The organism is Xanthobacter pseudotagetidis (assembly GCF_043194795.2).
Classification (GTDB): Bacteria; Pseudomonadota; Alphaproteobacteria; order Rhizobiales; family Xanthobacteraceae; genus Xanthobacter; species Xanthobacter tagetidis_A.
In genome coordinates this window covers 3939971-3964470 of the sequence record NZ_CM195534.1, presented here as the reverse complement: position 1 = coordinate 3964470, position 24500 = coordinate 3939971, and the positions used below count along the sequence as shown (strand labels likewise).

General features: G+C 71.7%; 24 protein-coding genes. 11 read left to right on the top strand and 13 right to left on the bottom strand.

What is annotated here, in order from left to right:
• Positions 1-4 precede the first annotated feature (4 nt).
• Positions 5-442: a winged helix-turn-helix domain-containing protein gene (locus V5F67_RS18125; RefSeq protein WP_394020893.1), complete on the top strand. Its 438-nt coding sequence runs from the start codon at positions 5-7 to the stop codon at positions 440-442.
• On the opposite strand, the gene modC is transcribed toward V5F67_RS18125, so the two are convergent.
• From modC to modA, 3 genes are all read right to left on the bottom strand, one after another.
• Positions 342-1547, bottom strand: a complete 1206-nt coding sequence (gene modC / locus V5F67_RS18120; protein ID WP_394020917.1) for a molybdenum ABC transporter ATP-binding protein — start codon at positions 1545-1547, stop codon at positions 342-344. The two genes, V5F67_RS18125 and modC, sit on opposite strands and share 101 nt — an antisense overlap.
• Positions 1547-2245, bottom strand: coding sequence for a molybdate ABC transporter permease subunit (gene modB / locus V5F67_RS18115; protein WP_394020894.1), 699 nt, complete (start codon positions 2243-2245; stop codon positions 1547-1549). The genes modC and modB overlap by 1 nt, the downstream gene beginning before the upstream one ends.
• Before the next feature lie 117 nt (positions 2246-2362).
• The gene (gene modA, locus V5F67_RS18110) at positions 2363-3172 is read right to left on the bottom strand and encodes a molybdate ABC transporter substrate-binding protein (RefSeq protein ID WP_394020895.1); all 810 of its coding nucleotides are present in this window, start codon (positions 3170-3172) and stop codon (positions 2363-2365) included.
• Between the two features lie 176 nt (positions 3173-3348).
• On the opposite strand from modA, the gene V5F67_RS18105 reads away from it, so the two are divergent.
• Positions 3349-3984 (top strand): MarC family protein, encoded by a 636-nt coding sequence (locus V5F67_RS18105; protein WP_394020896.1) that lies wholly within the window; start codon positions 3349-3351, stop codon positions 3982-3984.
• 33 nt (positions 3985-4017) lie between these two features.
• Here V5F67_RS18105 and V5F67_RS18100 read toward each other — a convergent pair whose 3' ends face one another.
• The gene (locus V5F67_RS18100; protein ID WP_394020897.1) at positions 4018-4542 is read right to left on the bottom strand and encodes a DedA family protein; all 525 of its coding nucleotides are present in this window, start codon (positions 4540-4542) and stop codon (positions 4018-4020) included.
• A gap of 396 nt (positions 4543-4938) precedes the next feature.
• On the opposite strand from V5F67_RS18100, the gene V5F67_RS18095 reads away from it, so the two are divergent.
• From V5F67_RS18095 to V5F67_RS18085, 3 genes are all read left to right on the top strand, one after another.
• Positions 4939-6609 (top strand): DEAD/DEAH box helicase, encoded by a 1671-nt coding sequence (locus tag V5F67_RS18095; RefSeq protein WP_394020898.1) that lies wholly within the window; start codon positions 4939-4941, stop codon positions 6607-6609.
• Between the two features lie 129 nt (positions 6610-6738).
• Positions 6739-7014 (top strand): translation initiation factor IF-1, encoded by a 276-nt coding sequence (infA, locus tag V5F67_RS18090; protein WP_188578066.1) that lies wholly within the window; start codon positions 6739-6741, stop codon positions 7012-7014.
• A 116-nt stretch (positions 7015-7130) separates the two neighbouring features.
• Complete coding sequence (locus V5F67_RS18085) at positions 7131-7625, top strand: DUF2165 family protein (RefSeq protein WP_394020899.1); 495 nt, start codon at positions 7131-7133, stop codon at positions 7623-7625.
• Between the two features lie 10 nt (positions 7626-7635).
• Here the strand turns inward: V5F67_RS18085 and V5F67_RS18080 are convergent, their stop codons facing one another.
• The 4 genes from V5F67_RS18080 to V5F67_RS18065 form a co-directional block, all read right to left on the bottom strand.
• Positions 7636-8529, bottom strand: coding sequence for a LysR family transcriptional regulator (locus V5F67_RS18080; protein ID WP_394020900.1), 894 nt, complete (start codon positions 8527-8529; stop codon positions 7636-7638).
• A gap of 70 nt (positions 8530-8599) precedes the next feature.
• A complete protein-coding gene (locus V5F67_RS18075) occupies positions 8600-9358 on the bottom strand; it encodes a haloacid dehalogenase type II (RefSeq protein WP_394020901.1) in 759 nt (252 codons plus the stop codon).
• 203 nt (positions 9359-9561) lie between these two features.
• The gene (locus tag V5F67_RS18070; RefSeq protein WP_394020902.1) at positions 9562-12261 is read right to left on the bottom strand and encodes an AAA family ATPase; all 2700 of its coding nucleotides are present in this window, start codon (positions 12259-12261) and stop codon (positions 9562-9564) included.
• Positions 12258-13391, bottom strand: coding sequence for a metallophosphoesterase family protein (locus V5F67_RS18065; protein ID WP_394020903.1), 1134 nt, complete (start codon positions 13389-13391; stop codon positions 12258-12260). Before V5F67_RS18065 ends, V5F67_RS18070 begins: the two co-directional genes overlap by 4 nt.
• Positions 13392-13546: 155 nt before the next feature.
• On the opposite strand from V5F67_RS18065, the gene V5F67_RS18060 reads away from it, so the two are divergent.
• Positions 13547-14062: a hypothetical protein gene (locus tag V5F67_RS18060; protein ID WP_394020904.1), complete on the top strand. Its 516-nt coding sequence runs from the start codon at positions 13547-13549 to the stop codon at positions 14060-14062.
• A gap of 152 nt (positions 14063-14214) precedes the next feature.
• Complete coding sequence (locus tag V5F67_RS18055; protein ID WP_394020905.1) at positions 14215-14727, top strand: Dps family protein; 513 nt, start codon at positions 14215-14217, stop codon at positions 14725-14727.
• Between the two features lie 157 nt (positions 14728-14884).
• Here V5F67_RS18055 and V5F67_RS18050 read toward each other — a convergent pair whose 3' ends face one another.
• A complete protein-coding gene (locus tag V5F67_RS18050) occupies positions 14885-15769 on the bottom strand; it encodes a LysR family transcriptional regulator (RefSeq protein ID WP_394020906.1) in 885 nt (294 codons plus the stop codon).
• Between the two features lie 131 nt (positions 15770-15900).
• Between V5F67_RS18050 and V5F67_RS18045 the strand changes: the two genes are divergently transcribed.
• A complete protein-coding gene (locus V5F67_RS18045) occupies positions 15901-17148 on the top strand; it encodes an MFS transporter (protein ID WP_394020907.1) in 1248 nt (415 codons plus the stop codon).
• Here the strand turns inward: V5F67_RS18045 and V5F67_RS18040 are convergent.
• On the bottom strand, positions 17087-18046 hold the full coding sequence (locus V5F67_RS18040) for a helix-turn-helix transcriptional regulator (protein WP_394020908.1): 960 nt from the start codon (positions 18044-18046) through the stop codon (positions 17087-17089). The genes V5F67_RS18045 and V5F67_RS18040 overlap by 62 nt on opposite strands.
• Before the next feature lie 237 nt (positions 18047-18283).
• Here V5F67_RS18040 and V5F67_RS18035 point away from each other — a divergent pair, with 237 nt between their 5' ends.
• On the top strand, positions 18284-19072 hold the full coding sequence (locus V5F67_RS18035; RefSeq protein WP_394020909.1) for an outer membrane protein: 789 nt from the start codon (positions 18284-18286) through the stop codon (positions 19070-19072).
• Between the two features lie 125 nt (positions 19073-19197).
• On the opposite strand, the gene V5F67_RS18030 is transcribed toward V5F67_RS18035, so the two are convergent.
• Complete coding sequence (locus V5F67_RS18030; RefSeq protein WP_394020910.1) at positions 19198-20184, bottom strand: AraC family transcriptional regulator; 987 nt, start codon at positions 20182-20184, stop codon at positions 19198-19200.
• Between the two features lie 154 nt (positions 20185-20338).
• On the opposite strand from V5F67_RS18030, the gene V5F67_RS18025 reads away from it, so the two are divergent.
• Together V5F67_RS18025 and V5F67_RS18020 are read left to right on the top strand one after the other, a co-directional pair.
• A complete protein-coding gene (locus V5F67_RS18025) occupies positions 20339-21106 on the top strand; it encodes a 3-hydroxyacyl-CoA dehydrogenase (RefSeq protein ID WP_394020911.1) in 768 nt (255 codons plus the stop codon).
• Between the two features lie 205 nt (positions 21107-21311).
• Positions 21312-22502 (top strand): acetyl-CoA C-acetyltransferase, encoded by a 1191-nt coding sequence (locus tag V5F67_RS18020; RefSeq protein ID WP_394020912.1) that lies wholly within the window; start codon positions 21312-21314, stop codon positions 22500-22502.
• Between the two features lie 197 nt (positions 22503-22699).
• Here the strand turns inward: V5F67_RS18020 and V5F67_RS18015 are convergent, their stop codons facing one another.
• Positions 22700-23533, bottom strand: coding sequence for a carbohydrate ABC transporter permease (locus V5F67_RS18015; RefSeq protein WP_394020913.1), 834 nt, complete (start codon positions 23531-23533; stop codon positions 22700-22702).
• A complete protein-coding gene (locus V5F67_RS18010) occupies positions 23530-24441 on the bottom strand; it encodes a carbohydrate ABC transporter permease (protein WP_394020914.1) in 912 nt (303 codons plus the stop codon). Before V5F67_RS18010 ends, V5F67_RS18015 begins: the two co-directional genes overlap by 4 nt.
• Positions 24442-24500: the final 59 nt, after the last annotated feature.

Sequence of the window (24500 nt, the reverse complement as noted above, 5' to 3'; positions counted from 1 at the left end):
CGCCGTGACAGAAGACGCCCGCCATCGCGACCCCCGCCTGTTCCTGCGCATCGACTTTCCAGACGGGCGCAAGCTCGGGCCGGGCAAGATCGCGCTGCTCGAGGCGATCCGCGACCACGGCTCCATCCTCTCCGCTGCCAAGGCCATCGGCATGAGCTACCGGCGCGCCTGGCTGCTGATCGACGAGCTCGACCGCATGTTCGAGGAGAAGGTGATCGTCACCTATCCCGGCCGGCGTGGCGCGGGCACCGAGGTGACCGCCTTCGGCGCGCGGGTGATCGCGCTCTACCGGGCGAGCGAGCGGCAGGCGGCCAAGGCCACCCGTGCGGCGGTGGACGAGCTCAGGGCTTCTCTTGCGGCGGATTTCCGCCCGGAATCACGCGAAGCGGAGGGGGAGCCGGAGACGGCGGCTGGGCCGGGGCGGCAGGCAAAGGCGGGCTGAGGATTTCCGCGCCGGGCGAGGAGAAGCCCGCCGGGCGCGAATCCACCGTCACCGCCTTGATCATCGCCCAGACCGGCGTTCCAGCCTCCAGGCCGAGCCGCTGCACGCTCTCCTGCGTCACCAGGGAATGCAGCTTCGTGTGGGCGAGCGCCACCTCCACGTCCGCGAACGGGCCTTCGGCGCGGGTGATGGCCGAGATGGTGCCGGCGAGGCGATTGGTGACCGACACGTCCATGGGGCGCGAGAGAGAGAGCGACACGTCGCGCGAGCGGATGCGGGCCCGGGCGGGCGCGCCGACCGGGCTGCCCACGAGCGGCACCCTCAGCTCGCCGTCGGCGAACGCCACGGTCGAGAGCTGGAACGCCTCGTCATGCGCCACGACGGTGCACTCGAGAATGGTGCCGATGTCGAAGCGGCCCACCACCGGCAGCAGCTCGGGGCGCGAGAGGACGTCGGAGAGCGGCCCGCAGGCGATCACCTTGCCGTCCGCCAGCGCCGCCACCGCGGTGGACAGGCGCAGCACCTCCTCGATGGAGTGGCTGACATAGAGGATGGGCAGCTTCAGCTCGTCCCGCAGCCGCTCCAGATAGGGCAGGATCTCGCCCTTGCGCATCTCGTCGAGGGAGGCGAGCGGCTCGTCCATCAGCAGCAGGCGCGGCTGGGAGAGCAGCGCCCGGCCGATGGCGACGCGCTGCTTCTCGCCGCCCGACAAGGTGTGTGGGCGCCGCGCCAGGAGGTGGCCGATGCCGAGCATGGCCACCACGGCGTCGAAGGAGATGGTGCGCTCCCGCCGGGTGCGGCGCTCGCCGTAGCGCAGGTTGCCCTCGACGCTCATGTGGGGGAACAGGCGCGCGTCCTGGAACACGTAGCCGGCGTTGCGCTTCTCGATCGGCAGATCGATGCCCTTGTCGCTGTCGAAGAAGGTCTCCCCGTCGACGCGCACGAGGCCCTTGTCCGGCTTCACCGAGCCGGCGACCACCTGGATGATGGTGGTCTTGCCCGAGCCGGAGCGGCCGAAAAGCGCGGTCACGCCCTCGCCGGGCGCGGTGAAATGGGCCTCCAGCGTGAAGCCGGTGGAGCGGGCGAGCGAAACGTCGATCTCGATCATATGCGCCCCAGGGCGATCTTGATGCGGCGGTCCGCCATCTCCGCCAGCACCAGGGCGCCGAGCGCCAGCACCACGGACACCGCGGTGAGGCGCAGCGCCATGGCGTCGCCGTCCGGCATGTGGGTGGCGCTGTAGATGGCGAGCGGGATGGTGCGGGTCTGGCCTTCCACGTTCGACACGAAGGTGATGGTGGCGCCGAACTCGCCCAGTGCCGAGGCGCAGGCGATGAGCGCGCCGGAGAGGATGCCCGGCAGCATCAGCGGCAGCGTCACGGTGAAGAAGGCGTCGAGCCTGGAAGCGCCGAGGGTTCGGGCGGCGGTCTCCAGCCCCTTGTCCACGCCGTCGATGGCGAGGCGCACGGCATTGACCGAGAGCGGGAAGCTCACCACCGCCGCGGCGACCGTGGCGCCGGCGGTGGTGAACATGAGGCTGATGCCGAACCACTCATAGAGGTACTGGCCGAGATAGCCGCGGGTACCGAGGGTGATGAGCAGCAGATAGCCCACCACCACCTTGGGCAGCACCAGCGGCAGATGGATGATGCCGTCGAACAGACCCTTTCCGGGAAAGTCCACCCGCGCGAGAACCCATCCCACGAGGATCGCGGGCGGCATGCTCCAGATCGTGGCCCAGAAGGCCACCTGAAGACTCAGCCGCACGGCGGTCCATTCTTCCGGTGTCAGCAACGTCGTCATCCCGGCCACCCCGGAGCAAATCTTAAGCCGGGCCCGCCCGCTCCGGAAAGCTCCCGGAGCGGCGTGCCCGGCCTCGTCGCGGAACGGGGTGGCTCGGAGCCACCCCGCTTATGCCGCTCAGCGGACGGTGAAGCCGTACTTCTTGTAGATTTCCTTCGCCTCGGGGCTGGTGAGGAAGGCGAAGAATTCCTTGGCGGCGGGGGTGTCCTGGCCCTTCACGAGGGCGAAGGGATATTCCACCGGCGGGTGGCTGTCGGCCGGGAAGACCGCGACCACCTTCACGTTCTTGGCGATGGCGGCGTCGGTGGCATAGACCACGCCGTAGGGCACCTCGCCGCGCTCCACCAGAGCGAGCGCCGCGCGCACGCTCTCGGCGCCGACGATGCGGGGGGCGACCTTGTCCCAGAGGCCGAGACTGGTGAAAGCGGTCTTGGCGTAGATGCCCACCGGCACGCTGTCGGTGAGACCGGTGGCGATGCGCCCGTTCGGACCCAGAAGCGCCCCGATGTCCATGCCCTTGGCGATGGTCACGGGCTTCGCCTTGTCGGCCGGGGCCACCAGAACCAGCGCGTTGCCGATCGGAACCACGCGGGTGTCCTTCAGGGTCAGGCCCTTGCTGTCGGTGTAGTCCATCCACTTGAGGTCGGCCGAGGCGAAGATGCTGGCCGGTGCACCGGCCTCCATCTGCTTGGCGAGCGCGGACGAGGCGGCGAAGGAGAAGCGGACCGCCGGCTTGCCCTTGGCCTCAAAAGCCTTGCCGATGTCCTGGAAGGCGTTGGTCAGGCTGGCGGCGGCGAAGGTGGTGACGGTCGAGGTGGCGCCGGCGGTGTTGGCGGCCGGCTGCTCGGCACGGGCGGATATAGCGAAGGTCGAAGCCAGAATAAGGCCGAGGACCATTCCGCGGCGGTGCTGCACGAATTTCATCATGGCAATGCTCCCGAGTGATATGTCCGTTCATATATAGGATAACGTAACGAGACAATAGCTGCACGCTTCGCTGCGGGCGGCTTGGTCTGCGCTGTGGGGTGGGAATGGCGGCGCAAATCGGGCACAAGGGACCCGGCTGCAATCGGTTGGCTGGCAATCAAGGGGAGCTGGAGCCCATGGACCTGACGCTGGCCGCGAAGCTGTTCGCCGCGCTGTTCGCCATCATGAGCCCGCTCAGCATCGTGCCGATCTTCCTGGCGCTGACCGCCGACCTCGACGCGGCCGACCGGCGCAGCACGCTGATCGCCATGATCGGCACCGTGACCATCGGCTCGCTGGTGTGCGCGCTCGCCGGCCATGCGCTGCTCGGGCTGTTCGGCATCGACGTCGCCCATTTCCGCCTCGCGGGCGGGCTGATCGTGCTGATGATCGCCCTCTCCATGCTGAGCGGCGACGACCATTCCTCACACCAGGGGACGAGCGCGGAGAAGGCGCAGTTCAAGTCCACGTCCAATCCCGGCGTCTACCCGCTCGGCCTGCCGATCGCGCTTGGTCCCGGCACCATGGCGACCATCATCGTCTACGCCCAGCAGCCGGGTGGCGCGCCGGCGGTGGCGGGGTTCTATGCCGGGCTGGTGGGCTACCTGGTGTTCTTCGCCGCGGCGATGGCGCTGGCGCCCTGGCTCGGCTCGCGCCTGTCGCCGACCGCGCTCTCCATCGCCAAGCGCCTGATGGGCATCATCCTCGCGGCCATCGCCATGGAGATGATCGGCGGCGCGCTGGGGGCGATGTTCCCGGGCTGGGTGAAATAAGCCCTCGCGCCCGCCAGGAAGCCGGAGGGCGGTTCAGAAGCCGAGCAGCTTGGTGGCGGCGGCGCCCGGCGCCAGCATGGCGAACGACCACACCATGGCGCTGCCCACATTGGCCACCTGGAACGGCATGTGCCGCATGGCGAGGATGCCCGCCACCAGCGGCACCACCGCGCGCAGCGGGCCGAAGAAGCGGCCGATGGCGACGCCCCAGACGCCAAAGCGCGTGAAGAAGTCCTCGGCGCGCGCCACGAGGTCCGGCCGGCGCGAGAGCGGCCAGAAGGTCTTGGCGCGGTCCTTGTAGTGGTAGCCGAGCCAGTAGGACACCGCGTCGCCGAGCGAGGCGCCGACCACGGCTGCGAGCCAAACCGGCCACAGGCTGAGGCCGCTCGCCTCCACCAGCGCGCCGATGGCCAGCATCAGCACCGTGGCGGGCACCAGGAAGGAGATGAGGGCGAGCGATTCCCCGAAGGCGAGGCCGAACATCACCAGCGGCATGAGATTCGGGTGGTCCTGCAGGAATTTGGTCGTCGCGTCGACCATGGCGGCGGGATCGATCATGTCACCTCTCGACCCCTATGTCGGATGAAGCCTGCGCGCGCGCAAGAGCGTACGTTCGACGCAGGCGCCGAATATTCCGCTAGGGAATGGCGACGAAACGGCGCAGCTGCCATGCTTGACGGCGATCGCGCCCCTTGCGCCTTGAAATCGACACGCCCCTTCGCATATGAAGGGCGCACGCGCTTCGCATATCCGGCCGTTTCGGCCCGAGGAAGCGCAGTCGGGCCGCGTAGCGGAGACCGCTCGGAGCTTTCCAGAAAGCTTGCAGACGCGGCTTTGCCCGATTTCATCCCTGATTGACGGACACCCCAGGCCACGCGGGATGTCGAAGACCCCGCAGCCCCTCGCCGCGCCCCGCATGGGCCGCAGGCGCCTGCTGCCCATGAAAGACAGAGCTTGACCTCTTTTTCGAACCTCGGCCTCGCCGAGCCCATCGTCCGCGCCCTGGAAGAGGCGCACCTTTCCACTCCCACCCCGATCCAGGACCAGGCGATCCCCAAGATCCTCGCCGGCCGCGACCTGATCGGCATTGCCCAGACCGGCACCGGCAAGACTGCCGCCTTCGCCCTTCCCATCCTCGACCGGCTCATCCGCCATCGCCGCAAGAGCGAGCCGAAGGCGGTGCGGGTGCTGGTGCTCTCGCCCACCCGTGAGCTGTCCGGCCAGATCGTCGACAGCTTCGAGAGCTTCGGCCGCCATGCCGGCATCACCGTGGAGCTCGCCATCGGCGGCGTGCCCATGGGCCGCCAGATCCGCGCCCTGGGGCGCGGCGTCGACGTGCTGGTGGCCACCCCCGGCCGCCTGCTCGACCTCGCCGACAACCGCGCGGTGCGGCTCGACCAGGTGGAGGTGCTCGTCCTCGACGAGGCCGACCAGATGCTGGACATGGGCTTCGTCCATGCCATCCGCGCCATCGTCCGCCGCATCCCGCAGAAGCGGCACTCGCTGTTCTTCTCGGCCACCATGCCGCAGGCGATCGCCGAGCTCGCCGGCTCCATGCTGCACGATCCGGTGACGGTCGCGGTGACCCCGGTCGCCAAGACCGCCGACCGCGTCGAGCAGCGCGTGATCCACGTGGACAAGGCCCGCAAGGGCGCGCTGCTCGCCGAGGTGCTCTCCCAGGAGCCCATCGACCGCGCGCTCGTCTTCACCCGCACCAAGCACGGCGCGGACAAGGTGGTGCGCGTGCTCGCCAAGGCCGGTCATCCGGCCGAGGCGATCCACGGCAACAAGTCGCAGAACCAGCGCGACCGCGTGCTCCAGGCGTTCCGCGACGGCGAGATCCGGGTGCTGATCGCCACCGACATCGCCGCCCGGGGCATCGACGTCACCGGCGTCTCGCACGTGGTGAACTACGACCTGCCGAACGTGCCCGAGAGCTATGTCCACCGCATCGGCCGCACCGCGCGCGCTGGCCGCGAGGGCATCGCCATCTCGTTCTGCGACCATGAGGAGCGCGCGTTCCTCAAGTCCATCGAGCGGCTGATCAAGATGCAGATCCCGGCGAGCGACCGGCGCGGCGCCGCCGCCCCGGAGGCGATCGCCGACGTGCCGTCCGAGGAGCGTCCGGCGCGGCCGCAGAATGCCGGCCGCCGCGGTGGTTCTTCCGGCGGTCCGTCGGGCGGACATCGCGGCGAGCGCCAGCGCTTCGGCGAGGGCCAGCCCCAGCGCGAGGGGCGCCCGCCCCGCCGCAACGGCGAGGGGCGCTCCTTCGAGGCGCGCTCCGGCGAGGGCCGCTCCTTCGAGGGGCGCGGCCCCGAACGGCGCGAGGACGGCCGCAAGGACGCCCACAAGCCGCGCAATCCCCACGCCCGGGGCGAGCATCCCCGTGGCGAGCATCCGCGTTCCGAGGACGCCCGCGGCCACGGCGGCGGCCGGCCCGAGCGGTCCGAGGGCCGGGGCCAGCGCGCCGAGCGCGGGCCGGCGTCCGGCACGTCCACCTCCGGCAAGCCTATGGGCGCCATCGGCTTCATGAAGGCGGTGCCCGAGCGCGGGCAGCGGCCCCGCCCAGCCAACGGCGCCGCCAAGGGCGCCGGCAAGGGGCCTGCCCGCCGTCCGGCGCGCTGAGACGAGAACCGGCGCCGCGCGCGGGTGAAATCCACGCGCGGCTCCAAAACGGCTATAGGCCGCACCGCGGTTTTGTGCGAAAAGTCCGCCACTTCCGCGCCCCCGTGCGGCGCATTCGGAGACGACTATATGGCGAAGGAAGAATTGCTGGAGTTCGAAGGAACGGTGACGGAAGTGCTCCCGGACGGGAACTTCCGCGTGCGACTCGACAACGACCATCAGATCCTGGCCTATGCCGCAGGCAAGATGAAGAAGAACCGCATCCGCACCATCGAGGGCGACCGCGTGGTGGTGGAGATGTCGCCGTACGATCTCGATCGCGGCCGCATCAACTTCCGCCACAAGGCCGAGGGCTCCGCCCCGCCGCCCGGCGCGCGCCGCCAGCAGAACTTCCGCCGCCGCTGATCGCGCGCCGCTGCCGGGTGCAGCGGCCGCTGCGAGCCGCCTGGGGCTTTCCGGCCATCGGGTTTCGGCGCCGGCCCTCCGCCGCGCCGCGTTGTTGGGGCAGGGGAGAGGATGCGATGGAACTGCGCCTCGCCAAGGTCGCGCTGGTGGCTGCGCTGGCCGCCTTCGCGCTCATCGTCGCCTACGACAACATCGTCGACTACGATTCCAACTACCAGTTCGTGCGCCATGTGCTGAGCATGGACACGACCTTTCCCGGCAACGCGCTGATGGGCCGGGCCATCATCGACGAGCCGGTGTGGCGTGCCGCCTATGCCGCCATCATCGTCGCCGAGGGGCTGGCCGGGCTCCTGCTCGCAGTCGGCGCCGCGCGAATGGCGCTCAACCTCGCTGCGCCCGCGGCCGCGTTCGAGCGCGCCAAGGGCCTCGCCTATCTCGGCGGCGCGCTCGCCTTCCTGCTCTGGTTCTTCGGCTTCATGGTGGTGGCGGGCGAATACTTCGCCATGTGGCAGTCGCGCGACTGGAACGGCCAGGCCGCCGCCTTCCGCTTCTACACCGCCGTGCTCGGCGTCATGGTGCTTCTCGCCTTGCCCGAGCGCGAGGTGCGGTAGGCCGCCTCCCTCACAGCTTGTTGAGATAGTCCGCGTCGCGCTTGAACATGTCGGTGAGGTGGCGCAGCACCACCTTCACGCGGCCCATGAATTCCAGGTCCTCGTGCACCCCCACATAGACGTCGCGCGTCACCGCCACCTCGTCCGCCAGCACCGGGATGAGGCGCGGGTTTGACTTGGCCGAGAACAGCGGCAGAAGGCCGATGCCGGCCCCGCGCGCCACCGCGTTCTGCTGGGCGTGCATGGAGGTGGAGCGGAAGGCGACGTTCGAGGGCTCCAGCACGTCGAGCAGCCAGTGCACCGGCTGGATCGCCACCAGATCCTCCACATAGTCCACGAAGGTGTGGGACGGCAGGTCGGCGGGGATCTGCGGCAGGCCGCGGCGGCGGATGTAGTCGGGCGCCGCATAGAGGGCGAGGCGGAACTGGCCCATCTTGCGCATCACGAGGCGCTGGCCCGAGAGCGGCACGAACGAGATCGAGATGTCCGCCTCGCGCTTGGTCAGGTTGATGAGGTGGCGCTCGGTCACCAGCTCGACGACGATGCCGGGCTCCTTCTCGGCCAGCTCCGCGAACCGCTCGGCGAGATAGAAGGCGCCGATGCCCTCCATGGAGGCGACGCGCACCCGCCCCGTGGGCGCGCTCGGCGCGGCGCGTATGGATTCCTGGATCTCCCCCGCCTCCAGCTCGATCCGCTCGGCGATGGCGAACAGGCGGTGGCCCTGCTCGGTCAGCACGAAGCCGTCGGGCTTGCGGTCGAACAGCTTGACCGAGAGATCCTTCTCCAGCTCGGCGATGCGGCGCGAGACCGTGGTGTGGTCCACCCGCAGCCGCCGCGCCGCCGGCATCAGCCGGCTCTGACGCGCCAGCTCCAGGAAGTAGGTCAGGTCGTTCCAGTTGAACACGGCGCTTCCGATGATCGGTGGGCGGTCGGCGAAGACGCAGCGTTCTTGATGGCCATCAAACGCTGTCCCGTCAATCGGTAGCGGGGGCGATGCCCGGCAGCGCGGCGAGCTCCGCCAGCGAGCCGACGACGTGGTCCGGCGCGAAGCCGAGCCCTTCGAGCTGGGTGCGCAGCGCCTTGTAGAGCGTCGCCGGGCGGATCGCCCCGGCGCCGATCTCGCGGCCGATCTCGCCCCGCACCGCCGCCGCGGGGGCCCGTTCGATCCGGGCGACGCGGAAGCCGAACCTTTTCGCTCCGGCGATATCGAAGCCGTTGGAGGAGACGAACACCACGTCCGCCGGCCTGACGCCCAGCCGCTCCTCCACGAGGGCGTAGGCGCGCGGGTCGGGCTTGTAGGCGCGCTTCGCATCGACGCTCAGGATGTCGCCGACATGGGGCGCGAGCGGCGAGTTGCCCACGAGCTGCGCCAGCATGGCCGGGCTGCCGTTGGAGAGGATGGCGCGCCGATAGCCGGAGAGCGCCGCGAGCGCCGCCTCGGCCTCGGGATAGGGGGTGAGGCTGTTGTAGGTCGCGGCGATCGCGTCGAGCAGCTCCGGCCGCGCCTCCAGTCCCAGCACGCGGAGGGTGTAGGCGAGGGACTGGCGCGTGACCGCCCAGAAGTCCTCGTAGGCGCCCATCATGGAGCGCAGCCAGCTGTATTCCAGCTGCTTCATGCGCCAGATCTGGGTGATGATCTCGCCATGGCCGGGAAACGCCGCCTCGGTGGCGTCGGCCACCGACTGCACGTCGAAGAGGGTGCCGTAGGCATCGAAGACGAAGGCCTTGGTCATCGCGGGCTCCGGGGAAGGGGACGTGCCGGAGAGCCTATGGCCCGCGGGCCGCCACGCCCAGCCGCATTTGCGCGAACGTGCGTGCAAAATCACGCGCCGGCGCGCGGGGCAGGGGGGCAGTGGGTGGGGAACCGATGCCGCATTCCCCCTCATCCGGCGCGCGCCACCTTTTCCCACGAGGGGAGAAGGGAATTTCGCCTGCCTCAGGCCGACATCAGCTCGTCCACCCCGCCCGGCTTCAGCGCCAGCAGCTTGCCGCCGAGATCCTCGAACACCTGCTCGCGGCAGGTGAAGACCAGGATCTGCACGTTCCGCGCCGCCATGTTGAGGATGTCGAACATGCGCTTGATGCGGTCGTCGTCGGAGAAGACCAGCGCGTCGTCGAGGATCACGGTCGCCGGCTCGCCGCGCTCCACCAGCATCTCGGCGAAGGCGAGGCGCACCAGGACCGCGATCTGTTCCTGGGTGCCGAGGCTCAGGTGCTCGAACGCCTCCCGGTGCGCGCCCTCGCGCTCGACGCCGGTGATCCTGAGGTTCTCGTCGAAGTGGATGCGCGCGCCGGGGAAGAGGATGCGCAGATAGGGCTCCACGCGCTTCAGCACCGGCGAGAGATAGCGCTCCTTGGCCTGCGCCTCCGCCTCGCGCAGGGTGCGGGCCAGGAGTGTCAGCACCTGCGCCTCGCGCGCGAAGCGGGCGCGTTCGGCCTCGCACAGCTCCAGCTCGCGCGCCTTGAGGGCGATCGCCTCGTCGAGGCCGGCCGCCTCCGACACCTCGAGGCGCGACTTGAGGCCGGCGATCTCCTCCTGGAGGGCCGAGCGCTTCTCGCGGCGCTCGGCCAGCGCCTGCTCCAGGCGGACGATGCGCGCCTCAAGCTGGGGCAGGGTCTCCTCGGTGCGCTGGTCCGAGAGCGCGGCGATGGCCGCCTCCTGCCGCGCCAGCGCGGCGCGGGCGGTGGCGATGGCGGCCTCCAGCGCCGCGTCGTCGGCGGTCGCGCAGGCGCTCTCCAGGGCGGCGCGCAGGCGCGCGGCGCGCTGCTCCGCCTGCTCATGGCGCGCCGACAGGGTGGCGAGATCGGCCTGGAGCCGGGCCAGCTCCTCCTCCGGCCCCGTGAGCGCGGCGCGGCCGGCCTGGCTGGCGGCGCGGGCAGAAAGGACGTCGGCCTGGGCCGCGCGCAGCGCCGCCTCGGCGTCGTCCCGCGACGGCAGGGCGCCGCCGCCGGCCTCGCGGGTGAGGATCGCGCGCAGGCCGGCGATGTGGTCGGCGAGCGCCTGCGCGCCGGCGGCGCGGCCCTCGCTCGCGGGGGCATGCAGGCTCACCTCGCTGCGGGCGAACTCCGCCTCCTTCATGAGGCGATCGCGCAAAGCGTGCTGGGCCTCAGCCTCGGCGGGAGAGGCGACGCCCGCGCCCGCCAGCGCCGCCTTGAGCCGCGCCGCCGCCTCCTGCGCCCGGCGCAGCAGCAGGTCGCGGTCCTTGATGGCGGGGGCGACGGTGATGCGGCCGCGCTCGGGGATGTCCAGCGTCACCGCCTCCACCGCGCGCACGGTGGTCGTGCCCGGCGCCAGCGGCCGGCCGTCCAGGGCGAGGCCGGCGCGCCGGGCATCGGGAATGTCGAGGGTGATGAGGGTCGCCGCCGCGCCGAGCCGGGCCTCGGCCGCCGCGGCCTCGGTCTCGGCCTTGCGGATGGCGGCGAGCGCCGCTTCGCCCACCGCGATCGCCTCCGCCTTGCGGCGCGCCTCGCTGGCGCGGGCCTCGGCGGCCTCGGCCCTGGCGAGCCGGCCTTCCAGCTCGCGGATGCGGGCCGCGCGCTCGACGGCAGCGGCGATGGCCTGGGCGGCGAGCGCGCTATCCTCCGCGGCGCCCACCGCCGCCTCGGCCGCGCGCACCTCCTGGCGCAGGGCGTCCATGCGCGCGCGCGCCGCCTCCTGCGCCTGCCGCGCCGCCTCAAGGCGCGCGCCGGAGGCGGCGAGGGCCTCCGTCTCGGCGCCGGCGTCCTCGCGCAGGCGCCGGCGCTCCGCGACGGCGGCATCGGCGGCGGCGAGGTCGCGCCGCCGGAGCTCCACCGCATGGACGGCGCCGGCGATGCGCGCCTCCAGCTCCGAGAGCCGGGCGTGCCGCGCGCGGGCCTCGGCGAGCTCCTCCGCGTCCTGCCGGTCGCGGGCGGGGGCGGAGAGGCGGCCGAGCCGCTCCTGCGCCGCCTCCAGCGCCTCCAGGGTCTTGGAGAGGTCCTCGCGGCGGGCGGCGAGCGCGGCGATCTCGGCGGCGAGCGCCTCGACGGCCTCGACGGCCTTGCCATAGGCGCCGCGCGGCTTGCCGGCCTTGGTGAGGAGGTCGTCACGCTGCTCCTCGATGGCCTGGGGCAGAGCGAGGCCGCGCTTTCCGCCGAGCACGGCGCCCACCTCGCTCTCCAGCGCGACGTGCAGGCTGGAGCGGGCGGTCTCCGGCAGCGCGAGGTCGGCGAAGGACAGGCCCTGCTTCACCCACAGCACGCTCCACATGCCGAGCGTGCCGGCCTTGGCGCCGGTCTTGCCCGGCTCCTCGAAGCGCAGCAGCGCGCGCAGGGCGTCCTCGGCGGCGTCTCCCTCCAGCGTGCGGCCGTCCGGGCAGTCGAGCCGGGCGAAGGGCTTCTTGAGGAAGCGCTTGGTGATGCGGTAGAGGCCGCCGTCCACCTCGAACGCCAGCTCCACCACCGGCGCGGCCTGGTTGCGGTCGTTCTGGAGCGCGACGATCTGCTGCGCCTTCGAGGCGTGGCGCTCGAACAGCGCGGCATGGAGCGCGTCGAGCAGGGTGGACTTGCCCATCTCGTTGGCGCCCACCACCACGCTCAGTCCGTCGCCGATGCCGTCGAGGCGCGCCGGGGCGGTGAACTTCTTGAACTGGTTGACGGCGAGCGAGCGGAGCTTCATCGCCGTCCCGCCTCCAGCTTCATGTGCTCCACATAGAGCTTCTGGAGCGCCTCCGCCGCCAGCGCCCCCTCGGCGCCGCCGGCGGCCGCCAGCGCGCGCAGCTCCTCCGCCGCCGTACGCACGAAGCCGCCGCGGTCGATGCGGTCGAGGTCCTCCGCCGTGGGGCTCGGGAACAGGCGCCGCTCGTCGACGCGCAGGAAGCGCAGCGCCGCCGAGACGCCGTCGACGATCTCGGCCTCGAAGGCGCTGCGGTCCTGGAGCGAGAGCGCGCCCTCCACCTCGAGGTGCACCAGCACCCGGTCGAGGGCGCCGCCGAGCGCGCGCAGGCGGGCGGCGAGCTGGTCGATGTCGGCGCGTCCGTTGAGCCGGGCGCTGAGCGGGAGCCAGCGGAACTGGCCGGTCTCGAACGGGGTGACGGCCGGTTCCGCGTCCGGCCCCTCGATCTCCATCAGCAGCGCCCTGCCGGCCTCGACGTCGAAGGCGTCCGGCTCGGGCGTGCCGCTGTACCAGCAGCGCGGGCCGATCCTCTGCTGGCGGTGCCAGTCGCCGAGGGCGAGATAGGCGAGGCCCGCCGCCTGCGGCCTGAGGGGCGAGATGTAGTTGGGCTGGTCGGTGCCCTCCGGTCCGAAGCCGGTGACCGAGCCGTGCGCGAGGCCGATGCGGATCGCCCCCCCGGGGGTCGGCGCCGCGTCCATCCAGGCGGTGGGGTCGCTGAGCGTGTGGCGGTGGAACAGCGGCGCCGGCAGCAGCCAGGCGCCGTCCCCGAGCGCCACCGGCGCGCGCGAAAGGTGGGCATGGACGTTGTCGGGCAGGCCGCGGCGCACCAGCTGGTCCCAGAGCCCGTTCGGCCGGTGCGGGTCGTGGTTGGCGGGAATGAGATGCCACCGGATGCCGGGGAAGTTCCGCATCCGCTCCAGCGGCTGGTTGAGCGAGCGGGTGGAGAGCGCTTCCATGTCGTAGACGTCGCCAGCCACCAGCACATGGCCCGCCCCCAGCGCCTTCGCCTCGCCGCCGATGCGGGCGATGGCGGCAAGCCGCGCCTCCTGGACCACGCCCATGGTGGCGCCGTCGAGGAAGCGGAAGACCTTGCCGATCTGCCAGTCGGACGTATGGATCAGCCTGATGGGCACAGGGCTCCCCGGGAACGGGCGAGGGATTCGCGGCGATCCTAGAGCGCGCGCCCGCCGGATGGAACCGAGGCCGGAGCCAAGACGTGGCTCCGCCCCGGACGATTGCGGTGGCCGCCGCATTTTGGACGCGGTTGCCTGTCAGCGCGGTCCCGTCCATGCCCGCCACCGATCCCTCGCCCCGCCGCTCCGGCCGCAATCCCCTCATCCGGGGCCTGGTGGTCCTGTTCCGCATCGTCGCCGGCGCCGTCATCGTGCTCGACGAGCTGGTGCGGCCGCTCTACCGGCCGCTGCTGCGGTGGATCGCCGGGCTGCGGCTGATGCAGGCGCTGGAGGGCTGGGTGTCGGGCCTTTCGCCCTACGTGGTGCTGGTGCTGATCGGCGTGCCCTATGTGGTGGTGGAGCCGCTGAAGTTCCTGGCGCTGCTCAGGATCGCCGACGGCCACGTGAAGACCGGCACCATCGCCTTCCTCCTGGCGCACCTGATCTCGTTCGTGCTGATCGAGCGCATCTTCACCGCCGGGCGGGCGCAGCTGATGACCCTGCGGCCGGTCGCCTGGATGGTGACGACCGCCGCCTCGGTGCGCGATGCCATCGCCGCCTTCGTCCATCTGGGCCGCATCAAGGCCCGGATGCGGGCGCTGGTCCGCTGGGTGCGCATGCAACTGCGCTGAGGGCGGTCCTCGGGCCGGGCATCCCGCCCGTCACCGGCGGCGCAAATTCCCCGCCAGCGGGAACGGGAGACGCCTCTGCGCGTTCCGGCCTTGCGGACGACGAGGCGCGGCCATGCCGCGCACCCCGCCAGCCCATCATGAGGAATGCGATCATGACCACCACCGTCAAGGAGCGCCGGCAGGCCGCCCTGCGCACCCCCACCGATCTCGGCGCCAATGCCACGAAGGACATCGCCGGCGCCCTCACGGGGCTGCTCGCCGACATGTTCGCGCTCTATCTGAAGACCAAGAACTTCCACTGGCACATGTCCGGCCCGCACTTCCGCGACGACCATCTGATGCTCGACGAGCAGGCCGACCAGATCTTCGCCACCACCGACGACATGGCCGAGCGCGCGCGCAAGGTGGGCGGCACGACGCTGCGCTCCATCGGCCACATCCACCGCATCCAGCGCCTCGCCGACAACGACGCGGACTTCGTCACCGCCGAGGACATGCTGGCCGAGCTGATGGAGGACAACAAGAGCATGGTCGGCTACCTGCGCGAGGTCCACGACGTGTGCGACGCGTTCAACGACGTGGCGACCGCGAGCCTGATCGAGAACTGGATCGACGAGGCCGAGCGCCGGGTGTGGTTCCTCTACGAGTCCACCCGCGCCCGCTGAGGGCCTGTTTGGAACGGCCCAGAACGTCGCCTTTCGCGGCGCCGCGCATCCACGCAACCGCCATGGCCGGGCTTGCACCGGCCATGGCGGGGAGCCCGGGCCGGACCCAGTCTTGATTTTCCAAGCAGGCTCTGACGCATCCGGCGGCGGGCGCGGCTCAGGCCATGGTCTTCAGCTCCGCCGCCAGCGCCTCGACGAACAGGCGCACCTTCGCCGGCACCATGCGGCGGGTGGGATAGACCGCCCAGATGCCGAGCGGCTCCGGCACCGCATCGGCGAGCGGGAGCACAGCCAGGGTGCCCGCCTCCAGGTCCGGCCCCACATTCCAGAGCGAGAGCATGGCGATGCCGAGGCCGCCGCGGCAGGCGGCGTGGAGCGCGTCGATGGAATTGGCGGTGAAGCGTCCCGCCACCCGGACGCGGCTGACCTCCCGGCCGCCGCCGAAGCTCCAGTGGGTGGCCCCGCTCATGGTCAGGCACTCGTGATGGTGCAGCTCGGCCAGCGCCTGCGCCGCGCCGCGGCGGGCGATGTAGGCGGGCGCGGCCACCAGCACGCGCGGGCTGTCGTGCAGTCGCCGCCCCACCAGCGCGCTGTCGGCGGGCGCGGCGATGCGGATGGCGAGGTCGATGCCCTCGGCGACGATGTCCAGAACCCCGTCGGTGAGCTGCAGGTCCACCTGGACCTTCGGATGCGCCAGCATGAAGCGCGCGGTGAGCGGCGCCAGAACGCGGCGGCCGAAGGCGAACGAGGTGGTGACGCGCAGGAGGCCGCGCGCCTCCGCGTCGCTGCCGCGCACGCTGGCCCGGGCGGCGGCCTCGTCCTCCAGCATGGCGCGGGCGTGCGGCAGGAGCGCCTGGCCTTCCTCGGTGAGCGAGAAGGCGCGCGTGGTGCGATGGGCGAGCCGCACTCCGAGGTCGCGCTCCAGGGCGGCCAGCAGCCGGCTGGCCGTCATGGGCGAGAGGCGCAGCCGGCGGGCGCCGGCGGCGAGGCTGCCGGCCGAGGCGGTCTCCACCATCAGCGCCAAAGCGGTGAGATCGAGCATATCGATTTCCGATATATCGGTGCATCAATGGAAGGGATTATATCCCAAGTCGCGTGAACCTATCTTCCGGTCGTCGTCGCGGCAGGCGCCGATGCCCGGGCGGCATCCGGCGCAAGGCCTGCGGCCGGGAGATGGACATGTCAGCGCAGAATCCGGCGCCGGCGGGCGCGAAGGCGGCCGGCCCCGCCCTCACCTTCGCCATGGCGGCCGCGGCGGGCCTCGCGGTCGCCAACATCTATTACAACCAGCCCATGCTGGCGCAGATCGAGCAGGAGCTGCCGGGCGCGCTCGGCGGCGCCATCCCCACCGCCACCCAGCTCGGATACGCGCTCGGCCTGTTCCTGCTGGTGCCGCTGGGCGACCTCGTGGAGCGGCGGCGCCTCATCGTGGTTCAGTTCGCGCTGCTCGCGGCGGCGCTGGTGCTGGCGGCGAGCGCGCCGAGCGCGGCGGTGCTGGCGCTCGGCTCGCTCCTGGTCGGGCTCGGCGCGACGGTGGCGCAGCAGATCGTGCCGCTGGCCGCGCATCTTGCCGCCCCCGAGCGGCGCGGCGCCACGGTGGGCACGGTGATGGCGGGGCTGCTCTCCGGCATCCTGCTCAGCCGCACGCTCGCGGGCTTCGTCGCCACCCATGGCGGCTGGCGCGAGATGTTCTGGCTGGCCGTGCCGCTCTCGCTCGCCATGGCGGGCGTGATGGCGCTGGTGCTGCCGCGCAGCGCGCCCGACACGCGGATGGGCTACGGGCGCCTCATCGGCTCCATCGCCGACCTGTGGCGCGCGTTCCCGGCGCTCCGGCTCGCGGCGGTGACGCAGGCGCTGATCTTCGCCGCCTTCTCGGTGTTCTGGACCATTCTCGCCTTCCGCCTGGAGGCGCCCGCGTTCGGGCTCGGTGCCGATGTCGCCGGCCTGTTCGGGCTGATCGGCGCGGTGGGCATCCTGGCGGCGCCGCTCGCCGGGCGCTTCGCCGACCGCCACGGGCCGACCGGCGCGGTGCTGATGGGCACGGCGGTGGCGCTCGCCGCCTGGATCGTGCTCGGCGCGTGGGGCACGCTCGCCGGGCTGGTGCTCGGCTGCATCCTCCTGGATTTCGGCATGCAGAGCGCGCTGGTGGCGCACCAGCACATCGTCTACGCGCTGAAGCCGGAGGCGCGGGCGCGGCTCAACACCGCCTTCATGGGCGTCATGTTCCTGGGCGGCGCCGCCGGCTCCGGCCTCGGGACGCTCGCCTGGAGCGTCGGCGGCTGGGCGCTGGTGAGCGGGCTCGGCATCGGCTTCGCGCTGGCGGCGGCGCTGCTCCAGGGGCTCGCCTGGCGCGCGCGCCTCAGCCGCGCCGGCGGACGGCCGTGGGCGTTTCGCCGAAACGGCGGCGGAACTGGCGGTTGAAGGTGGAGAGGTCGCGGAAGCCGACCTCGAAGGCGAGGTCGGCGATGCGCCGGTGGGCGTGGCGCGGGTCCTCGATCAGCCGCCGCACCCGCTCCAGGCGCAGGCGCGTCACGTAGACGGAGAAGCTCTCCCCGTCCTCCTCGAACAGAAGCTGCACGTAGCGCGTACTGATGCCGAGCCGCGCCGCCACCGAGACGGCCGAGAGGTTGGGGCGATCGAGGGCCGCGTGGACCTGCTCCCGCGCCGCCGCGCGCCGCGCGGCCCGCACGCCGGACGGCTCGCTCCCGCGCCGTTCCGCGGCCGGGCTCAGCGCCAGCGCTGCGAGCTCGGCGAGATGGTCGGAGGCGAGCCGGCGCGCCTCCGCGAGCGGCGGCAGGCCGGCGACGAGCCCGGCGTAGCCGAACAGCATCTCCACGATCGGATCGGTGCGCTGGAGCGGCCGCAGGTGAACGTCGTCGGTTCGCGGCAGCAGGCGGGCGAGGCGGGGGCGCGAGATCTGGATGGTCCAGAAGTCCGCCTGCATCCCCACTTCCATGGCGAGCCGGTCGCCGAGGTTCAGCGCCGCGACGTCGCCCGGCTTCAGGTCGATGTCCGGCCGGCCCGGGGCGGCCAGGCGGAACCTGGTGGCGAGGCGGGAGATGGCGATGTCGTCGTTGCCGTCCGCGAGCAGCAGCGCGCTGCGGCTCGAGGTGAGCGCGCTCGATGTCCCGCGCGCGACGGTCACGTCGGGCAGCCGCAGGAGGTCGACCTCGATCCTGAGGCGGTCCTGCGGATCGGGCTCGATGTCGAGCCCGATCATGGTGCGCGCGAAATGCTCGCGCACGAACGCCATGCGGATGTTTTCGGGCACCTCCTCGGTGCGGAAGCGCAGTCGCGTGGCGGCGTCGGTGTCTGTCATCGGCGTCCCGGCGGGCGGCCCATGCCGCAGCGCAATGTGGAAGGATCGCAGGCGGTCGCTTCGGCCGTCAATATCATTGTAATATAACACCTTGATCGGTGATGCAGATGCGCAACGGCGTGCCGGCGACGCGGCCGAGTGCGCGCAATGCCCAGCATCAGTTCGCGCACCACCGAGCATCCGCCGGCCGAACCCCTACTGTCGCGCTCAACTTCTTCGGGAATCGAGACTCTGGCGATGATGAGATCACTGTTGGCCGGCGTGGCGCTCCTGGCCTTTGCCGCATGCCCCGCCCGCGCGGCGGAGCCGGGCGCCGTGCCGGCCTTCTCCTGGACCGGCTTCCATGCCGGCGCCAGCGCCGGCTACGCCTGGGGCGAGGCGGGCCGGCTGGCGCAGGTGGAGATCGGCGACGATTTCATCCCCGGCTATCCCGTGCGTTCGATCTTCCATGGCGTTCCGGTCGGTCCCGAAGGGTGGTTCGGCGCCATTCAGGCCGGCTACAACTACCAGCTCGCGAACGGCACGGTGCTGGGCTTCGAGGCGGACGTCGCCATCGGCCAGCTGGGCGAGAGCGTGCCCTATGCCTACGACACGCCCGACACCCGCCTCAGGGGCGAGGTCGCGGCCAGCGTCAATGCGTTCGGCACGGCGCGGGTGCGGATCGGCCAGGCGTTCGGCCGCTTCCTGCCCTATGTGACGGGCGGCCTCGCCTGGGGGCGGGTGGCGATGAGCAACAACGGTTCGCTGCTCTGGGCCAACGATTTCGACTCGCCCCCCACCTACCACGCGGTCGGCTATTCGAGCGCGGCCCGCTCCACCGCGCTCGGCTGGACGCTCGGCGCCGGTGCCGAATATGCGCTGGCCGATCGCTGGTCGGTGAAAGCGGAGTATCTCTATCTAGACCTCGGCGGCGCCGACTTTGCGGCGATGTACGGCGATACGGACGATACGCTTTTCTACCCCTCCAGCGGCCGCGCGGACGTGCATCTGCACACGGTGCGGATGGGCATCAACTATCGGTTCTGAACCGGGCGCCGCCGGGTCCGCAGTCCCGGCGGCATCCGTTCCTGGAGCGCCTTGGCCTCAGGGGGAGCGGGGCGCTCCAGGTCAATCTTGCGGCGCGCCCCGTCCCCCGCGCGGGCGTGGCGGCGTCAGCCCGGCTGCCGGCGATAGGCGCCCGGGCTCTTGCCGGTCCATTTTCGGAAGGCGCGGTGGAACGCGCTCGGCTCGGAGAAGCCGAGCTCGGCGGCGATCTCGCCCACCCCGCGCCCGCCGGCCGCGAGCCATTCCAGGGCGAGGGAGCGGCGCGCCTCCTCCTTGATGTCGCGATAGGTCCGTCCCTCCGCCTTCAGCCGGCGCCGGAGCGTGAGCTCGGACAGGCGCAGGCGGGCGGCGATCTCGCGCATGCCGGGCCAGGCGGCGGGCGGCACGGCGCGCAGATGCGCGCGCACCCGGGCGGCGAGGCCGGCATCGTGGCGGTAGCGCACCAGGATGTTGGCGGGCGCCCGGCGCAGGAACTCGGCCAGCGCCTTCTCGTCGCGCCGGGCCGGCAGCCTCAGGAAGGCGGCGTCGAAGGCGAGCACGCTCGCCGGCTGGGAGAAGCGCACGGGGGCGCCGAAGAACAGGCGGTAGTCCGGCCCGTGCGCCGGGCGCGGGGCGCGGAAGTCCACCCCGCGCAGCGGGATGCGCCGGCCCACCAGCCAGCAGGTGATGCCGTGCACGATCACCCAGAATGTGCGGTAGGCGAAGGCGGAGCGCGCCGGTCCCTCGTCCTCCAGCACGATCCGGGCGAGCCCGTCCTCCACCACGAGGCGGCCATGGGGCGCGTCGAGCACGAGGCGCAGGAAGCGCAGCGCGCGCCGCAGAGCCTGCTCCAGCGTCGCCGCATGGAGGATCGCCTGGCACAGCATGGCGAAGCTGCCGGCACGCATGGGCCGCGCGCCCATGCCGAAATACTCGTCGTCCAGCGCCCGCGCGATCTCGCGCCACAGCGCGCCGTACTGCTCCGCCGAGACCGAGGCGCCGACGGCGGCGGGAATGCCGGCGCGCGTCAGCAGCGGCGCCACGGGCAGGCCGGCGCGGCGCACGCTCGCGAGCGCGTCCTCCACGAAGCCGGCCGAGATCATGCGCCGTTCCATCGGTCCCCCACAGCTCGCGCGACATGGCAAAATCAATCAATAAATTATGCCGATTGGGTCATCGCATGCCATATGAAAGGGCGGCTAGATCGCCGCGCATGCGGGGCGGGCGAACCCCGCGCGGCGGTTCACGGCCAATGGGAGGGCCAGGCCCATGCAGATCAGGGATCACGTCTTTCTCGTCACCGGCGCCGGCTCGGGGCTCGGCGCGGCGGTGGCGCGCATGCTGGTGGGCGCGGGCGGCCGGGTGGTGATCGTCGACGTGAACGCCGAGGCCGGCGCGGCGGTCGCAGCCGAGCTGGGCGATGCGGCCCGCTTCCAGCGCGCGGACGTGACCAGCGAGGCCGACGGCATCGCCGCCGTCGCGCTCGCCCGCGCGGCGTTCGGCCATGTCCATGGCCTTGTCAACTGCGCCGGCATCGCCCCCGGCGAGAAGGTGGTGGGGCGCGAGGGACCGCACCGGCTCGACAGCTTCGCCCGCGCGGTCGCCATCAACCTCGTCGGCACCTTCAACATGCTGCGCCTCGCGGCGGACGCCATCGTCAAGGAAGAGCCCGACGCCGAGGGCGAGCGCGGGGTGATCGTCAACACCGCCTCCATCGCCGCTTTTGACGGGCAGATCGGCCAGGCGGCCTATGCCGCTTCCAAGGGCGGCGTCGCCGCGCTCACCTTGCCGGTGGCGCGCGAGTTGGCGCGCTTCGGCGTGCGGGTCGTCACCATCGCGCCCGGCATCTTCGAGACGCCGATGATGGCCGGCCTGCCGCAGGACGTGCAGGACAGCCTGGGCAAGACGGTGCCGTTCCCGCCCCGCCTCGGCCGGCCGCCGGAATATGCCGCCATGGTGCGGCACATCCTGGAAAACACCATGCTGAACGGCGAGGTGATCCGCCTCGACGGCGCGCTGCGCATGCCGCCGCGCTGAGCAGGCGCACGGGATGGTCCGCGCGTCATCCCCCGCCTCGTGCGGGGGATCCTCCCGGCGGCGAGGCGGATGCCGGGGGACGGTGGAGCGGGCGGCGCGGTGGATGCCCCGGACGAGCCGGGGCATGACGGAAGCTTGAAGGCCCGGGACCCGGCAGGGGCACGACCGCCTTTCGTCTGGTCTGAAATTCAGGGAGGACTATGCAATGAGCGCATCTGATCCCATCGTCATCGTCGGCGCCGCCCGCACCCCCATGGGCGGCTTCCAGGGCGACCTCAAGGACGTCGCCGCACCGGCGCTCGGCGCCGCCGCCATCGCCGCCGCGCTGTCGCGCGCCGGCGTCGCGCCCGAGCAGGTGGAGGAGGTGGTGTTCGGCTGCGTGCTGCCCGCCGGCCTCGGCCAGGCGCCGGCGCGCCAGGCGGCGCTGGGCGCGGGTCTGCCGCTCTCCACCGGCGCCACCACCGTGAACAAGATGTGCGGCTCCGGCATGAAGGCGGCCATGTTTGCCCACGACCTCCTCGCCGCGGGCTCCGCCTCGGTCGCGGTGGCCGGCGGCATGGAGAGCATGACCAACGCGCCCTATCTGCTGGACCGCGCCCGCGGCGGCTACCGCATGGGCCACGGCAAGGTCATCGACCACATGTTCTTCGACGGGCTGGAGGACGCCTACGACAAGGGCCGCCTCATGGGCACCTTCGCCGAGGATTGCGCGCAGGCCTACCAGTTCACCCGCGAGGCGCAGGACGCGTTCGCCATCGCCTCCCTCACCAAGGCGCAGAAGGCGATCACGACCGGCGCGTTCGAGGCCGAGATCGTCCCGGTGAGCGTGAAGGCCGGCAAGGCCGAGCGCGTGGTCGCCACCGACGAGCAGCCGCCCAAGGCCAAGCTCGACAAGATCCCGACCCTGAAGCCCGCCTTCCGCGACGGCGGCACGGTGACGGCGGCGAACTCCTCATCCATCTCCGACGGCGCGGCGGCGCTGGTGCTCATGCGCCGCTCGGAGGCCGAGAAGCGCGGGCTCACCCCGCTCGCCGCCATCGTCGGCCATTCCACCCACGCCCAGGCGCCGAACCTGTTCACCACCGCCCCCATCGGCGCGGTGCGCACGCTCGCCGAGAAGACCGGCTGGGACCTGAAGGACGTGGACCTGTTCGAGATCAACGAGGCGTTCGCCGTGGTGCCCATGGCGGCCATGCGCGACCTCGGCCTGCCCGAGGACAAGGTGAACGTGCATGGCGGCGCCTGCGCGCTCGGCCATCCCATCGGCGCCTCCGGCGCGCGGGTGATGGTGACGCTGCTGGCGGCGCTGGAGCGCTACGGCCTGAAGCGCGGCATCGCCTCGCTGTGCATCGGCGGCGGCGAGGCCACCGCGGTCGCCATCGAGCGCCTGCAATAGGGCAGGGCGTGCGGGCTGTGCCTTTGGAGCGAGTGGGCGAACCGCCGAGCAGTTTGGCGGGTGTCTCCATGTGAATGTCGCCCCGACCATGCTCCCTCCCCCGCACGCGGGAGAGGGTTCCACGTGGCGCCGAGCCCAACGTCGGGCCTTCAAACGGAGCTACCACTGCAACTTGGTTCAATTCGCTCGGATCGCGCTCAGCGGATGCCGGCGCGCAGGAACGCCTGGATGAACTGGCGCTGGAAGATCAGGAACGCCACCATCAGCGGCGCCACCACCATCAGCGTCGCGGCGCTGATGGTGGAGATGTCGACCCCGCTCTCCGGCGCGCCGAACAGCGACAGGCCCACCGTGAGCGGGCGCGTCGCCGGCGCGTTGGTGACGATCAGCGGCCACAGGAAGTTGTTCCAGTGGGTCGCCACCGACACCAGGGCATAGGCGAGATAGACCGGCCGCGCGGCCGGCACATAGACACGCCACAGCACGCCCAGGAGCGAGCAGCCCTCCACCCGCGCCGCCTCCTCCAGCTCCAGGGGCACCGACTTGAACGCCTGCCGCAGCAGGAAGATGCCGAACGCGCTGGCGATGTAGGGCAGGCCCATGCCGGCGATGCTGTCGATCAGGCCGAGCCGCGCCGCCATGGCGTAGTTCTCGACGATCAGCACCTCCGGCAGGATGAAGAGCTGGAGCAGCACCAGCACGAACAGCGCCTCCCGCCCCGGGAAGCTGAAGCGCGCGAAGGCGTAGCCGGCGAGCGTGCACAGGAGAAGCTGGCCGGCGAGGGTGAAGCTCACCAGCGCCAGCGTGTTGAGCGCGTAGGTGGGCCAGGGCGCGGCGGCCCATGCGGCGCGGTAGTTCTCCAGCGTGAAGGGCGCGTCGAGCGAGAAGTCGAGCGCCTGTCCCGGCGCGTGCACCGAGGCCCAGGCGGCGAACAGCAGCGGCGCGATCCAGGCGAGCGCCAGCAGCCACGCGCCCGCCGCCTCCAGAGCGTCGCCGAAGTGGATCGGCCGTCCCGCCTTGGCGCGCGTCATCGGTAGTGGATCCTCTTGTCGAGCACGGCGAACTGGAACACCGCCGCCGCCCCGAGCACCGCCAGAACCAGCACCGTCAGGGCGGCGGCGTGGGCGCGGTCGAAATAGGAGAAGGCCATCTCCCAGATCCAGTAGAGGACGAGCTTGGTGGCGTTGTTCGGCCCGCCCTTGGTGAGGATGAACAGGTGGTCGATCAGCTTCACCGAGTTGATGAGCGCGTTGATGAAGACGAAGGCCGTGGTGGGCATGAGCAGCGGCAGCAGCACCCGGCGCAGATAGGTCAGGCGCCCCGCGCCCTCCACCAGCGCCGCTTCCTTGAGGTCCGGCGGGATGGTCTGGAGCGCGGCGAGGTAGAAGATCATGAAGAAGCCCGCCTCCTTCCACACCGTGACGACGATCACCGCCCCGAGCGCGGTCTGGGGCTGGCCGAGCCAGTTGACCGGCGGCAGGCCGAAGAGGCCGGTGACGCTGTCGATGACGCCGAGGCCGGGGGTGTAGAAGAACAGCCACAGGTTCGCGGCGGCGATCATGGGCAGGATGGTGGGGGTGAAGTAGGCTCCGCGCACGAAGCCGCGCAGCGGCAATTGCCGGTCCGCCCACAGCGCCATCAGGAGCGCGAGCGCGATCGAGACCGGGATGGTGACGCCGGCATAGACGAGGGTGTTGCCGAGCACGGTCCAGAAGGTGGGGTCGGCGAGGAGGTCGGCATAGTTCTCGGCGCCGTTGAACACCGAGGGCCGGCGCGCGGTGCCGCGCGAATGGACGCTGGCGATCAGCGTCGTCGCCGTGGGCAGGAACGCGAACAGGGTGAGCAGGATCAGAGCGGGCGCGAGCAGCATCCAGCCGTAGAGCGCATGGAGGCGCCGCTGCCGGGAGGCGATGGGATCAAGCGCGCGGGCGGTGGACATGGGCTTGCTGGGGTGCTCCGGCGGTGGGTCTGGGAACGACGCGGAACCCTCCCCCGCGT